Source organism: Providencia alcalifaciens, assembly GCF_020271745.1.
Taxonomy (GTDB): domain Bacteria; phylum Pseudomonadota; class Gammaproteobacteria; order Enterobacterales; family Enterobacteriaceae; genus Providencia; species Providencia alcalifaciens_B.
On sequence record NZ_CP084296.1, the window covers coordinates 1,059,765 to 1,074,489 of the forward strand.

At 43.6% G+C, this 14,725-nt stretch carries 12 protein-coding genes and 3 tRNA genes; 4 read left to right on the forward strand and 11 right to left on the reverse strand.

Going from position 1 to position 14,725, the window contains the following annotated elements; all coding sequences use genetic code 11:
• Positions 1 to 58 precede the first annotated feature (58 nt).
• The 5 genes from hfq to tsaE form a co-directional block, all read right to left on the reverse strand.
• Positions 59 to 355, reverse strand: coding sequence for an RNA chaperone Hfq (hfq, locus tag LDO51_RS04815; RefSeq protein ID WP_225576550.1), 297 nt, complete (start codon positions 353 to 355; stop codon positions 59 to 61).
• Between the two features lie 107 nt (positions 356 to 462).
• Complete coding sequence (gene miaA / locus LDO51_RS04820; protein ID WP_225576551.1) at positions 463 to 1,404, reverse strand: tRNA (adenosine(37)-N6)-dimethylallyltransferase MiaA; 942 nt, start codon at positions 1,402 to 1,404, stop codon at positions 463 to 465.
• Positions 1,397 to 3,412 carry a DNA mismatch repair endonuclease MutL gene (gene mutL, locus LDO51_RS04825; protein WP_225576552.1) on the reverse strand — a complete coding sequence of 672 codons (2,016 nt, stop codon included), beginning with the start codon at positions 3,410 to 3,412 and terminating at the stop codon, positions 1,397 to 1,399. Before mutL ends, miaA begins: the two co-directional genes overlap by 8 nt.
• Before the next feature lie 12 nt (positions 3,413 to 3,424).
• Positions 3,425 to 4,765: an N-acetylmuramoyl-L-alanine amidase AmiB gene (gene amiB / locus LDO51_RS04830; RefSeq protein ID WP_225576553.1), complete on the reverse strand. Its 1,341-nt coding sequence runs from the start codon at positions 4,763 to 4,765 to the stop codon at positions 3,425 to 3,427.
• Positions 4,766 to 4,779: 14 nt separating this feature from the next.
• Positions 4,780 to 5,244 (reverse strand): tRNA (adenosine(37)-N6)-threonylcarbamoyltransferase complex ATPase subunit type 1 TsaE, encoded by a 465-nt coding sequence (gene tsaE, locus LDO51_RS04835; protein WP_225576554.1) that lies wholly within the window; start codon positions 5,242 to 5,244, stop codon positions 4,780 to 4,782.
• 214 nt (positions 5,245 to 5,458) lie between these two features.
• On the opposite strand from tsaE, the gene queG reads away from it, so the two are divergent.
• A complete protein-coding gene (gene queG, locus LDO51_RS04840; protein WP_225576555.1) occupies positions 5,459 to 6,616 on the forward strand; it encodes a tRNA epoxyqueuosine(34) reductase QueG in 1,158 nt (385 codons plus the stop codon).
• 699 nt (positions 6,617 to 7,315) lie between these two features.
• Here the strand turns inward: queG and LDO51_RS04845 are convergent.
• The 6 genes from LDO51_RS04845 to orn form a co-directional block, all read right to left on the reverse strand.
• A tRNA-Gly gene (locus tag LDO51_RS04845) sits at positions 7,316 to 7,391 on the reverse strand.
• A 40-nt stretch (positions 7,392 to 7,431) separates the two neighbouring features.
• Positions 7,432 to 7,507: transfer RNA gene (locus tag LDO51_RS04850), tRNA-Gly, on the reverse strand.
• Positions 7,508 to 7,547: 40 nt separating this feature from the next.
• A tRNA-Gly gene (locus LDO51_RS04855) sits at positions 7,548 to 7,623 on the reverse strand.
• A gap of 233 nt (positions 7,624 to 7,856) precedes the next feature.
• Positions 7,857 to 8,048 (reverse strand): type II toxin-antitoxin system RelE family toxin, encoded by a 192-nt coding sequence (locus LDO51_RS19875; protein WP_423810960.1) that lies wholly within the window; start codon positions 8,046 to 8,048, stop codon positions 7,857 to 7,859.
• 117 nt (positions 8,049 to 8,165) lie between these two features.
• Positions 8,166 to 8,420, reverse strand: a complete 255-nt coding sequence (locus LDO51_RS04865) for a type II toxin-antitoxin system RelB/DinJ family antitoxin (RefSeq protein ID WP_211886837.1) — start codon at positions 8,418 to 8,420, stop codon at positions 8,166 to 8,168.
• Between the two features lie 131 nt (positions 8,421 to 8,551).
• Entirely contained in the window at positions 8,552 to 9,094 is a 543-nt protein-coding gene (gene orn, locus LDO51_RS04870) for an oligoribonuclease (protein ID WP_225576556.1), read from the reverse strand.
• A 137-nt stretch (positions 9,095 to 9,231) separates the two neighbouring features.
• On the opposite strand from orn, the gene rsgA reads away from it, so the two are divergent.
• The 3 genes from rsgA to mscM all read left to right on the forward strand — a co-directional run bounded on the left by rsgA (position 9,232) and on the right by mscM (position 14,714).
• Positions 9,232 to 10,284 (forward strand): small ribosomal subunit biogenesis GTPase RsgA, encoded by a 1,053-nt coding sequence (gene rsgA, locus LDO51_RS04875; protein ID WP_225576557.1) that lies wholly within the window; start codon positions 9,232 to 9,234, stop codon positions 10,282 to 10,284.
• Between the two features lie 145 nt (positions 10,285 to 10,429).
• Complete coding sequence (gene asd, locus LDO51_RS04880) at positions 10,430 to 11,323, forward strand: archaetidylserine decarboxylase (RefSeq protein ID WP_225576558.1); 894 nt, start codon at positions 10,430 to 10,432, stop codon at positions 11,321 to 11,323.
• A 49-nt stretch (positions 11,324 to 11,372) separates the two neighbouring features.
• The gene (gene mscM, locus LDO51_RS04885) at positions 11,373 to 14,714 is read left to right on the forward strand and encodes a miniconductance mechanosensitive channel MscM (protein ID WP_225576559.1); all 3,342 of its coding nucleotides are present in this window, start codon (positions 11,373 to 11,375) and stop codon (positions 14,712 to 14,714) included.
• Positions 14,715 to 14,725: the final 11 nt, after the last annotated feature.

Below are 14,725 nucleotides of genomic sequence, written 5' to 3' on the forward strand. Positions count from 1 at the left end.
AAGGAAAGACACAGGTATAGTCTCCCTACCCATGCTTTCCTTGTTTTAGCGTACAATCTTACTCAGCTGATTCGCCATCTTGACCAGCAGAAGCACCACCGTGGTAGTTACTATTGCTAGCGCCAGCAGTACCAGTACCGCTATGATGAGAAACAGGGCGTGCTGGAACAACAGTAGAGATAGCGTGTTTATAAACCATCTGGCTTACTGTGTTTTTCAGCAAAATAACAAATTGGTCAAAAGATTCGATTTGACCTTGCAATTTAATACCATTAACTAAATAAATAGAGACCGGAACCCTTTCACGACGTAATGCGTTCAGGAACGGATCTTGCAAAGATTGCCCCTTAGCCATTCTATGTTTTCCTTATTTTGTTGTTTTTTAAATGAGAATCTTACGATTCCTAAAAATTACTACTCAAAAATTACGCTTAACGCTTTAATTGTACACAAAGAATAGCCCTATGCACTAATAACCTGTATAACGGTGTCAAGCGCTTGCTGAGGTTGTTCACTATCTAACCGATGAACATTGTCCCAGCTTCTCAACCAAGTGATCTGCCGTTTAGCCAATTGGCGCGTCGCACAAATCCCTCGATAAACCATTTCATCATAATCTATTTCACCATCGAGATAAGACCACATCTGCCGATAACCTACGCAACGAATGGAAGGTAAATCAACATGGAGATCGCCTCGTTGGTATAGCGCTTTCACTTCGTCTTCAAACCCTGCTTCTAGCATTAAGCGAAAACGTTGTTCGATACGCTCATGTAAAATTTTACGATCTTGTGGCTCAATAGCAAACTGAAACACATTATAAGGCAATTCCGTGCCTGCTGTTTGAGTCATTTCAGTCAAAGTTTGTCCCGAAATGAGATATACCTCTAAAGCTCGGGATAATCTTTGTGGATCATTAGGATGAATACGTGCCGCAGAGACGGGATCTACCTCAGCTAAACGACGATGTACCTCAGCCCAACCTTGTTCTTGTGCTATGTTCTCTATTACCTCACGAACTTCTGGAGAAGCCGATGGCAGCGGTGATAAGCCTTCTAGTAAGGCTTTAAAATAGAGCATGGTGCCGCCAACTAATAATGGAATTTTACCTTGAGACGTAATTTCATCCATTACATTTAATGCGTCGCGACGAAAGTCCGCCGCAGAATAAGGCTGAGAGGGATCGAGAATATCAATCAAGCGGTGAGGGGCTTGGCTAAGCTCTTCTTTATTAGGCTTCGCGGTACCAATATCCATTCCTCGATAAATCAATGCCGAATCGACACTAATAATCTCCACAGGCAAATGCTTGCGTAATTCAATGGCTAATGCCGTTTTACCCGAGGCCGTTGGCCCCATTAAGAAGATGGCATTTGGTTTTTGTTGAGTTACTAAATCACTCATTTGTTAGTGTAGCTACCACAGGTTGTAAATTAATTAATTGTAATAATGTTGGCGGTGGATTTGTAACCCACTGCGGACAAATCCGCTCAACATCAGCCAGTAATTGAACTGCCTGCGCCAAACTCCAACTTTCTTCGGTTTTTGTCTGTAAAATCGCATTTGCAAGCCATTGTACGATGTTTTCATTCGTGACACTTTCTTTTGTCGACAAAAATACGATTAAATCAGAAAAAAGCTGCGATAAATTTTGCGTTCTTAGCGGTAACGATACCGTATGAATTGTTACTTTTCCATGAAATATCGAAGCATCGATACCAAATAGTGTCAATTGTTCCTTATAACGTTGCAAAACCTCTATTTCGTCACTTTTTAGTGACAATTTTAAGGGAATTAACAACGGTTGAGGTTTTAATCCACCATTTTCTGGCGTTAATTGAGCCAGCTTGAGTAAGTAATTCGCTTCATTCAAGGATAACAGGATTATCCCTAATGAAGACTCAATTAATGCAAAGTTTTTTGCGTAAATTGTCAATACTTTACCGAATTGGTAGTTATCCGCACTTTTCGCGACAGATTGGCTATCTACAGGGCTGACACTCAACGGCTTTCTTTCTGGGAATAACGATTTTTTATCTTCAGGAGCAACGGGAATTGACATCAAACGTTGATACAGCTCCCCGGCTTTACGTTCATAGCTTGGCTCTGAGCGACTGTAGTTTGATTCTGAGCGACTGTAGTTTGATTCTGAGCGGCTATAGTTTGGTATTGGACTGGATTTGCCTGCATTGCCTGAAGCAAAAGAGCGATTTTTGCCTGTTACTGATTCATTTCGAGGCTCACCATAAGAAAGTGAAGGCTCTTGAGCATGATTCCGCGGAGATCCTTGTGATTTTCCTGTTTCCAGTGAAGCAGGAGAAGCAGGAGAAGCAAAGTAGTTATCCCCTGCTGATGCCCGGTTTTCAACTTCGTTGGATACAGAGTCTATTCCCGGAAGCTCATTTTCCGTCAGCGCATTAAGCAATACAGCGCGTACCGCTTGATAGATAAAATCATGCACTAATCTGGCTTGGTGAAAACGCACTTCATGTTTAGCGGGATGGACGTTCACATCCACTTGCTTTGGATCGATGGTCAAATACAACACATAAGCGGGTTGTTGATTCTCATCCAAATGACCTTCATAAGCTTGGCGAATAGCATGGTTGATCAGCTTGTCGCGCATCATACGACCATTCACGTAGCAATACTGAATATCACTGACTCCACTCGACGTCGTTGATGGTGCAACCACCCAGCCTTTGATCCCTAAATCACTGTGTTCCCATGAAAGCGCTAACGCGCCTTGCATAAAACCCGTTCCGCAGATTGAGCCTAAACGGCGCTCTTGCTGATTGGCATCTTGCGCTGCACGATACTGCTTAACCAATTTGCCATTGTGTGACAAATTAATCGTCACATCAGGGCGCGAAAGTGCAATTCGGCGTACGATTTCATCAATATGCCCAAACTCAGTTTTCTCTGTGCGCATAAATTTACGACGAGCAGGCGTATTGTAAAAAAGATCGAGCACTTCCACCGTTGTGCCATTTGGATGGGCTGCGGGTTTTACCGTCACCTGCATGTCACGGCCTTCTGCATAAGATTGCCATGCCTCAGTCTGCTCTGCGGGTTTGGAAGTTAATGTTAGGCGAGAAACAGAGCTAATACTGGCAAGGGCTTCTCCACGGAATCCCATGCTCATAATAGCTTCGAGATCATCTAATGTCGCAATTTTACTGGTGGCATGGCGCGCTAAAGCGAGGATCAACTCATCTTTGTTGATGCCACAGCCATTATCCCGAATACGGATCAGCTTTTCTCCCCCTCGCTCAATCTCGATATCGATGCGAGTTGCCCCTGAATCAAGGCTATTTTCGACTAACTCTTTAACCACGGAGGCGGGTCTTTCGACTACCTCACCCGCCGCTATTTGGTTCGCTAATTGAGGAGAAAGGATCTGGATTGCCATAACCTAATTCACTTATTTTGGCGCTGCTTGCAGCGGATTCGCTAAAAAGTACTGACGTAACCCTCGGTGAATACCATCAGCCACTTTTTCTTGATAATCATTGGACTTCAGTAGCTGCTCTTCGGATGTATTACTGATAAACCCGGTTTCCACTAAGATGGATGGAATATCGGGAGAACGCAGTACTCCAAGGCTAGCGTGTTCTGGTGATTTCTTATGAATATTACCAATTTTTCTAAGCTGCTGAATGACATGAACTGCAACATCGTAACCCACGCGTTGTGAGTGTCCAAACTGTAAATCCAATACCGCTTGGCTTAAATACGGATCTGCACCACTGAGCGCGTCACCCGCCCCACCAAGAAGCTCAGATTGTTTTTCACGCTGCTCCAACCAGCTACCTAATTCACTGTTTGCTCGGCGGTTAGATAGCACCCAAACGGATGCTCCGCGAGCGCTACTGTTTGGTGCTGAGTCAGCGTGAATAGAAACCAGCATGTTGGCGCCTTTCTTACGAGCCACGTCTGAACGACCACTGACGGAAATAAAATAGTCTCCATCCCTTGTCATTACAGGCTTAAACATCGGATCCGCATCCAGTTTTTGATATAGTTTACGCGCCACACTCAGTGTCACGTCTTTTTCTTTATAACCGTTTTTACCAATCGCCCCTGGGTCTTTTCCACCATGGCCCGCATCAATCGCAATCACTACCTGCTTAGTACCTTTTGGCAAGGTTTTGGTTGGTGTTGCTGGGGTTGATGGTGTGGTTGACGTGGTCGATGAAGGCGCCGCTGGTGTATTCATTTTTAAGGGTTTTTCTTGCGACGGCTGAACGGGCTGCGAATTACGTGCAGATGGCGTTGCCGTCGGCAGGGCTGGCATCACGGTATTATTATATGAATTTGGTGTCTGTCCTTTACCTGTTGATACAGTAAAAACAACTTGGTATTGACCTGAAACCTGCTGAACACTCGCTTTAGTCTTCGCTACTTGAGAAAGTTCAAGGACAATACGTTTGTGCTGGCTATCTGGTGCTTGGCTTGCACGTACTTGCTTCACTAAATCCCCTTTAGGAAGTTTAAGCGGCAGACCAATAATTTCACCACGTTGCCGAACATCAATCACTAAGCGTTCAGGAGAGTGCAGCGGGAAGTAGGAATAATCAGGCTTTCCATCAACAAATGTTAATGTCACTTGCGCCTGTGAAGGGCTATTACTAACTTGAATATTAGAGAGAGAAGCAGCTTTGGCTGTTGATGTCATCAGAGCCAGAACAAACATCATCAATAATAATAAGAAAAGAGAAAAAATACCCTTGGTAGCTATTCTGTTCATCGATGCATTCATCATGAGCTATATGTTCCTTAGAATACCGTTAACGCTTCCAATAATGACTCTCCCGTTGCCGAAAAAGCGACAACCCGAGCCTGACGCCCTTCATCTTGATAGGTTAAATGGATCTCCAGATCCGCTTCAGGTAAGAAGCCTTCACCCTTCTGTGGCCATTCCACTAAACAGACTGAGTTGTCTGAAAAATAGTCGCGGATCCCCATAAACTCAAGTTCTTCAGGATCGGCTAAGCGATACAGATCAAAGTGAAAAACGTGTCTATCCTCTAATTCATAAGGCTCAACGAGTGTATAGGTTGGGCTTTTTACATGACCTTGATGACCCAATGCTTGTAAAAATCCACGACTAAATGTGGTTTTCCCTGCGCCCAAATCACCATACAGGTTAATGACCGCACCTTGCTTACAGGCCATAGCGATCGTGCGCCCAAGCGCGACTGTTTGCTCTTCATTAGCAAGTTGTACTGTACGTTCTTTCATAGTTAGTGAAGCCAATTATAATGATAAAATTTATTCAATATTGATATTAACGCCTATTTTAACTCAAGCAGATCTATTTGTGTTATTTAACATGGTTGGAACATCGAGATCGGAAATTTCCGAGCAAGATCGAGTCAACGCGATCCGTGGATTTTGACAAATCCAATGATCGTGTTAGAGTGCCTGCGAATCCACTTTTACCTAGATATTTCCCATGTCCACACGCCTCGATCTCGACCTTCTTGCCCAAAATATTAAACAATGGGGCATTGATGCTGGCTTTCAACAAGTCGGTATTTGCGATACGGATCTTACCCTTGAAGAACCCAAGCTCCAGGCATGGCTGGATAAACAATATCATGGAGAAATGGAGTGGATGAAGCGCCACGGTATGATGCGGGCGAGACCCCATGAATTACATCCCGGCACATTGCGCGTCATTAGTGTTCGAATGAACTACTTACCCGCAAAAGCAGCTTTTGCCAGCACGCTAAACAATCCAGAGCTAGGTTATGTCAGCCGCTACGCCCTTGGCCGCGATTATCATAAGCTATTAAAAAAACGCTTAAAAGTGCTTAGTGATCGGATCCTCGAGTATTGCAGTCAGTTTGAATGCTCCGATGACCTGAATTTTCGCCCCTTTGTTGACTCAGCCCCTATTCTTGAACGCCCTCTTGCTGTCAAAGCAGGTTTAGGTTGGACGGGCAAACATTCATTGGTACTCAACCAACATTCAGGATCATGGTTTTTCCTTGGCGAATTGCTAGTCAATCTCCCTCTCCCCATAGATCAACCTGTTGAAGAGCAATGCGGGCGCTGCGTTGCCTGTATGACAACTTGCCCAACGGGTGCAATTGTAGAGCCTTACACTGTTGATGCAAGGCGCTGTATTTCCTATCTAACCATTGAGCTCGATAGCGCGATCCCCGAAGAGTTTCGCCCTTTAATGGGTAACCGGATTTATGGCTGTGATGACTGCCAACTTATCTGCCCGTGGAATCGCTTTTCTCAGTTAACTGATGAGGAAGACTTCAGCCCTAGAGCCGCATTGCATACGCCAGAGCTATTAGATCTTTTTTCATGGGACGAAGCAAAATTTCTTCGTATTACGGAAGGATCGGCAATCCGCCGTATCGGCTATATAAAATGGCTACGTAATATCAGCGTCGCTTTAGGTAATGCACCCTATCAAGATAATATTGTCCTCGCATTACAGAACCGTCTTGGGATCAACTCTATGCTAGACGAGCACTTCCAATGGTCGATTAGCCAACAACTCAAGCGCCGAGAAGAAAACCAAGTCACAATTCAAACTTCGCAACAAAAACGTCTTGTTCGGGCAATTACTAAAGGTTTACCTCGGGACGCCTAAAAAAAAACCAGCCTTATATCCTGATCTATCAATTGTCAAACCGATGTGAATAAAATAAAAAAATGCTTAGCCGACAATAGGTAAAGGATTTGCAAGTTGTGCTAAGCACATTTTGAATAAATAGTTTTTCACTTTAATTTCAATCAATTAAAATTAAAATCAATAATATTCATTTTGTGATAATAAAAAATTAACCAATAACTAACCTGTGGATAACTCTGTGCAGCAAAGTATTTCTGCTTAGGATAAATTGAATCTAATCCCACTCAGGTTGTGGATAACTTTCTCATGAAAAGAAATAATAAAAAACGCCGAATTTTAGCTAACTAATTAAAGTAAAGTTATCAAAAAGTCAGGTTAAGAATAAATTTTAACTGAAAAGGTAAAAATAGGATTTTTTACCTTTTACTCGAACGTTTGCCATTTTGGCTGAAGTTCTTATAGGATGCCCTATTGCTAAGGGGTGGCTATTCTATGGCTCTCCGCCTATGAATGCAAGCAAAAAACTCACTTGGATCCTAAAAAGATCATAAATAATAAAAGGATCGTGAACAAGAGAGATAAAAGTTACTTTTGTATAAAGTATGAACATTAAAATGCTAATAAATATTAATGCATAAGCACAAAACCAGTATTTGATAGAATGTCTATTAGAGGGGAATATAAAAAGAATAATTGAGAAGATTGAGAGAGAAAATTTGGAGCGGGAAACGAGACTCGAACTCGCGACCCCGACCTTGGCAAGGTCGTGCTCTACCAACTGAGCTATTCCCGCATTTGGTGGGTACTGCATTTGCTAAAACACTAAGAAAGTTTGGAGCGGGAAACGAGACTCGAACTCGCGACCCCGACCTTGGCAAGGTCGTGCTCTACCAACTGAGCTATTCCCGCATTCCGAAAATAGTGCTGTAGCTAAAACATCAAGAAAGTTTGGAGCGGGAAACGAGACTCGAACTCGCGACCCCGACCTTGGCAAGGTCGTGCTCTACCAACTGAGCTATTCCCGCATAACCAATTCTTGGTGCCTTAATCGTGCCAATAAAATCATAAAAACTTCATCGGTACGGGGAGCGCATTATACGAGAAATTAAGATACTAGCAAGCGTTTGAACTCAAATTTTTTATTTTTTTGTTCGTTTGATGATAAAACAATCATAGTGATGATTTTGTCGTCGCCGTTTGTTAAATAAGCATTTCAAGGTGTTAAGCTTGTTAATTTGCGCAGCCATATTTATAACGACTATGGCTTTATCTCTTTCGCAACTCTTGAATTTGCCGCTGTGTAAGCTTTGCCCGCTTCTCGCTTACCTACTGAGATAACTAGAATAACAATTTCAGAATCAATAACTTGATACACTAAACGGTAACCTGATGCCCGTAATTTGATTTTATAGCACCCAGATAAATCCCCTTGTAAGCGGCTTGATTCCACATAGGGACTATTTTATAGGGACTACTTTGTAATTTTTTCAGTTTCTTTTTGAATTGTTCTCGAATATCACTACCAAGCTTCTGCCATTCCTTTAACGCTCGTTCATCGAAATCAATATTATAAATCATCCAAATTCACTCTGATTCGTTTTGCTGGTTTTTTCAAACGCTCACGAACGACAGCCAGAATATCTTCATCATCATCATTGTCACTCACAACAACAGAAACCTCCGCAAAGGGAAGCTTCTTATTCTCTGCGACGTATCGTAAAAACAATCTAAGCGCATCTGATGGCGATAAATTTAAATTTTCTAAGGCTTGATAGGCTTCTTTTTTTAATTGTTCATCGACTCTAATCTGAATTGTTGACATCACTTTCTCCAACTTTCAAAGTAATTTAACAAAGATTGTCGTAATGACAAATGTAATGCAAATCGCATTACAATAAATACCGAGAGAGAAGTTGATTTTTTGAGAAAAACCAACTCACCCTGATAGCAAGGCTATTTAATAAACATTTCTCGGTAATATACCAGCTCAGCAATTGATTCACGGATATCATCCAGCGCTTGGTGGGTATTTTTCTTTGAGAATCCGGCGAGGATCTCAGGTTTCCAGCGGCGAGCTAACTCTTTTAATGTACTCACATCAAGATAACGGTAGTGAAAATAGCTTTCTAACTCTGGCATATAATTAAATAAGAAACGGCGGTCTTGCCCTACGCTGTTCCCACAGATAGGCGATGCCCCTTTTGGTACCCATTTTTCTAAAAACTCAATGGTCGCCAGCTCTGCTTCACGCTCATTAATGGAACTTTTACGAATGCGCTCTACTAAGCCGCTATTAGTATGGGTGTTTACATTCCACTCATCCATCAATGCTAACTGCTCTTCGGTTTGATGTACCGCGATAACAGGGCCTTCAGCCAAGATATTCAGGTTACTGTCAGTCACAATGGTCGCGATTTCAATAATACGATCACGAATAGGATCGAGGCCGGTCATTTCTAAATCGATCCAAATTAAATTATTCTCATTCTTTTGCATGATATGCCCTAACTGAATACGGTGGAGTTAAGGTATGATAACACCCTTCGTGCTATCCGTTATAGGTATGTAGTTTTTCAATAATATCCCTATCGGTTATAATATAGACGCCAAATTATTTAAGTGAGAGAGGTCAGGTGGCTAAGCAGAAACTGTCGAAAGGCCAACAGCGCCGCGTGCAAGAAAATCATCAAAAAAGACTCAAAAAGCAGAAAACCATTGAGATTGATGATAGCCAATTAGGTGAGGCTCAAGAGGGCTTAGTGATTAGTCGCTTTGGTCAACATGCGGATATTGAAGCCGCAGACGGCACAATACAACGTTGTAACCTACGTCGAACTATCTCATCTTTAGTGACTGGGGACAAAGTTGTCTGGCGCCCTGCACTAAACACACAGAGTGATATCAAAGTGAATGGTATTGTCGAAGCCGTTCATGAGCGCCACTCCGTCTTAACGCGCCCTGATTATTATGATGGGTTAAAACCTATCGCCGCAAATATCGACCAAATCGTCGTGGTTTCTGCGATTTTACCTGAATTATCGCTCAACATTATCGACCGCTACTTAGTCGCCTGCGAAACCACAGGGATCCAGCCGATTATTGTCTTAAACAAAGTTGACTTGCTAGATGAAGAAAATCGCGAGTGGGTCAGTGATTTAATGACAATTTATAGCGACATTGGCTACCAAGTGCTCGAAGTTTCCAGCCATACCGGTGAAGGAATGGAAGCGCTCACTAACACACTATCCGATAAAGTATCGGTCTTTGTTGGTCAGTCTGGTGTTGGTAAATCCAGTTTGTTGAATACGCTGTTACCTCAAAATGAAGCCGCGATCTTAGTTAATGATGTCTCTGATACCTCGGGCTTAGGTCAACACACCACGACCGCATCCAGGCTGTACCACTTCCCACAGGGTGGTGATGTCATCGATTCACCGGGCGTGCGTGAATTCGGTCTCTGGCATCTGACAAAGGAACAAGTGACCAAAGGATTTGTCGAATTTAAAGATTACCTTGGCGGCTGTAAATTCCGTGATTGTAAACACTTAGATGACCCTGGTTGTTTACTGAGAGACGCAATGGAAGATGGAAAAATTGCTGAATCACGCTTTGAAAACTATCACCGTATTTTAGAAAGTATGGAACAAGTTAAACTGCGTGGTAACTTTACTGCCAAAGAAAAATAATCCCCAAAATCAGTCTAAAATAAGTTAGTGAACGCTCACGTTTCATGGTTTATTTCATCCGCTTTGTGAAATAATTCGAAAGCGGATCAGTTTCAGTTACAATAGCGCCCTTTCACTAACTTACCTTTAAAATTCAGAGGTTAACGTGCTAGATAAAATCAAAATTCGCCTGCAATTTATGCTTCCTAAACAAGGGCTTACTCAACTTGCAGGATGGTTTGCTAGTCGAAATGTCGGGTTTGTAACCCAATGGGCAATAAAGCTGTTTGCTAAAGCCTATAAAGTGAATATGAATGAAGCTCAAAAAAGTGAGCTGACTGCATATTCAACCTTTAACGACTTCTTCATCCGTACGCTGAAAGATGGCGCGCGCCCAATTGTTGAAGCTGAACATCACCTAGCACAGCCCGCAGATGGTGCCGTTAGCCAGTTAGGCCCTATCGATAATGACCTAATTTTTCAGGCAAAAGGTCATAACTATACGGTTGAAGCCCTACTTGCTGGGCAATATCAGTTAGCGGATAAATTCCGTGGTGGTGATTTTATCACAACCTACTTATCCCCAAGCGACTACCACCGTGTACATATGCCATGTGACGGCTTATTAACAGAGATGATTTACGTCCCTGGCGATTTGTTCTCCGTTAACCCATTAACCGCGGCAAATGTGCCAAATTTATTCGCACGTAATGAACGTTTAATCTGCGTGTTTGATACCCCGTTTGGCACAATGGTGCAGATTTTAGTGGGTGCAACCATTGTAGGCAGCATTGATACAGTTTGGAGCGGTTGTGTTAACCCACAGCGTGAAGGCGTGATTAAACGTTGGACTTATCCCGCACAAGGGGAAGAAGGCGCTATCTTCCTACAAAAAGGGGAGGAAATGGGTCTATTCAAACTCGGTTCCACGGTCATTAACCTGTTTGAACCTAACAAAATTCGCTTTAATGCCTCATTGATCCCCGGCTATGCAACCCGCATGGGTGAGCTATTAGCAGAATCAATTGATGAGCAGCAACGCACTGAAACTGTTAGCTAATCATTTAAACTATAATTAAGTTATTCTATCGCTGAAGGAGCTCCTCACTGTGCGTTTGATTATCAGTTTTTTACTTAGCCTGTTAATCGTTTTTTCATCCCAAGCGGCGCCAGCCTCCGCACAAGATGAAGCACAGATTACACAGGAGCTCAAACAGCTTGATCCAAGTAAAAACCCCAAAGATGCTGAAATTGCTCAAGCATTGCAAGGGGCATTAAGCTGGATTAATGAAGCTCGTGATTCAGACAATAAGGCAAAGTCTTACCAAGATGCTATTGATAATTTTCCTAAAATTATCAAAACAATTCGCCAAAACTTGCTCAATGAAACCGATACACCCCCTGCTATTCCAACAAGCATTAGTTTAAGTGAACTCGAGCAGCGTATTACCCAACTCAGCAGCCAGCTACTTGATCAAGGCCGCTTGATGCAGCAAGAGCAAGATAAAGGGCGTGAAATCAGCGAATCCCTGAATCTCTTGCCACAGCAGCTGTCTGAAGCACGACGTCAATTAACGGATGCCTCAACACGACTCCAATCACTCAATACGCCAACGTCCCCGTTAGCTGAAGCCCAATATACCTTAGCTCAAGCCGAAGTAAGCGCTCGCAAATCCATTGTGAATGAGCTAGAAATGGCGCAGTTATCAGCCAATAACCGCCAAGAAATTTCTCGAATGACACTGGAGCTCGAGAAAAAGCGTTATCAGCGCCTAGAGCTTGAACTTCAACAACTCCGTGATTTTCAAAATACCCAACGCCAACAAAAAGCAATATTGGCGTTAGAGCATACCGAAATGTTAGCGGAACAGGGTGAATTAACCCCGTTCTTAAAAGAGCAGCTTGATATCAACCGCAAAATGTCCCAAGAGTTGACCGAGCAAGCTCAACGCATGAGCGAGATCACCACCAACCAAGCCGAAATCTCCACCAGCATTCGAAATGCACGGCAAGCGCTATCCACTATCCGCGAACAAGCCCAGTGGATCAGCAGTTCAAGTTCCTTAGGGGAAGCGCTTCGAACTCAGCTTTCTCGCCTGCCAGAAATCCCTAAAAGCCAACAACTTGACCGTGAAATGGCGGATTTACGTGTTCAGCGCTTAAATTATGAAGATATGCTTGAGCGCTTATCCAAGCTCGATGTATCAGTGCAAGAAAGCGCTAATGATTTAAATCCCGCCCAATCTCAGGTTTATCAGTCATTGATGAAGACCCGCAAAGAGCTATTAACCTCGCTCATTTCGGGCTTTGACGGTGAAATGCTAGAGCTGACCAAGCTCAATGTTGCAACGGGGCAATTAACGGATGCGCTAAAAGAGGTGAAAGACGCCTCAAACCGCTATCTGTTCTGGGTCGCTGATGTCCCGCCTATTAGCATTAATTATCCGGTACTTGTGGTCACTGACATGACCCAATTACTTTCACTAGATACTCTCTCCCAGCTAACGGGCGCGCTGCAAGTGATGGCCACTAGCCAAGACTCGTTCTTATACCTGCTGGGTTCCATCATCTTAGTGATTTTCAGTGTCAGCACACGCCGCCATTACCAAGATTTCTTAGACCGCTCAAGCCTGCGCATTGGTAAAGTCACACAAGATCGTTTTTATTTAACCGTTCGTACTATTTTCTGGTCGATTATTGTCGCGCTTCCCCTTCCTATGATGTGGTCTGCCATTGGTTATGGCTTACAAAGTGCATGGCAATATCCAATGGCAGCGGCCATTGGCTATGGTGTTAGCGCAACTACCCCGCTGCTCTGGCTGTTTATGATCAGCGAAACATTCTCACGACCAACTGGACTGTTCATTGCCCACTTAGGTTGGGATAAAGACGCGGTAAAACGCGCAATGCGCCACTACCGATTAGCCATTTTCGTGATTGTGCCGTTAGTGATGGCAATCATCACTTTTGAACATTACAGCGAAAGAGAGTTCTCCGCGACCTTAGGCCGCCTCTGTTTCTTAGTGCTGTGCGTTGCATTAAGCCTAATTACCAATAACCTACGCCGTTCTAAAATCCCATTGTATTTGGACAGACACGGCTCCGGTGAAAACTTAGTTAACACCGCATTATGGTGGCTCATTTTCATTGCACCGGTGATTGCCGCGTTTTTCTCTGTATTAGGTTATTTCTCAACGTCTCAAGCACTGTTGGCACGGCTCGAAACCTCAGTTGCGATTTGGTTTGTGATTTTAATTATTTATCACACTATCCAGCGCTGGATGTCGATGCAGCGCCGAAAACTCGCCTTCGAACGAGCAAAACAGCGCCGTGCGGAGATCTTAGCCCAGCGAGCTAAAGGGGAAGAAGACTCTCAATTACCCAATGCCAGTGGTGAAGGGAATATTGATATCGAAGAGCAGGTTCTTGATCTTGATACCATCAGTTCTCAATCTGTTGGATTGGTACGCTCCATTCTGACCATGATAGCGCTGGTATCGTTAATCTGGTTGTGGTCTGAATTGCATACCGCATTTTCGTTCCTTGAAAATATTCGCCTGTGGGATGTGACCTCATCCATTAATGGTGTCGAAACTGTTCAAGCCATCACTATGGGGTCGATTTTCATCGCTATTTTGGTGATTATCGTTACCGCACAGCTCGTCAGAAACCTGCCTGCACTATTGGAACTGGCAGTCCTTCAGCATCTCGATTTAACACCGGGTACCGGTTATGCCATCAGTACCTTGACCAAGTACGGCATCACTATCATCGGAACCATTGTCGGTTTCTCAATGCTGGGGATCGACTGGTCAAAACTGCAGTGGCTTGTCGCTGCAATGGGGGTCGGGCTGGGATTTGGTTTACAAGAAATTTTCGCCAATATTATCTCTGGTTTAATGATCCTGTTTGAAAAACCGATCCGTATCGGTGATACCGTCACTATCCGCAACTTAACCGGTAGCATCACTAAGATTAATACCCGCGCCACTACGTTAACGGACTGGGACAGAAAAGAAATTATTGTGCCGAACAAGGCATTTATTACTGAACAGTTTATTAACTGGTCGTTGACCGACACCATTACCCGTATCGTGATGACCATCCCTGCTCCTGCGGATGCCGATAGCGAAAAAGTGACAGAGATTATTTTGAGTGCGGCAAAACGCTCCTCCATGATCTTGGATAACCCTAATCCTGAAGTTTATCTCGTGGACTTACAGCAAGGGATCCAAATTTTCGAGCTGCGGGTGTATGCCGGCGAAATGGGGCACCGTTTACCAGCTCGCCACGAAATCCATCAACATATTTTAGAAGCCTTCGCAGAACAAGGAATTACATTGCCATTCCCACCGTTCCAAGCCCGTGTTGATGTACGCAGTAATTCGCTGCAAAGCGCCACAAATAACCTTTCTGGTCGCAATCCACCTCGTGGTACTGGTGAGCTATAAGTTTATCGAGG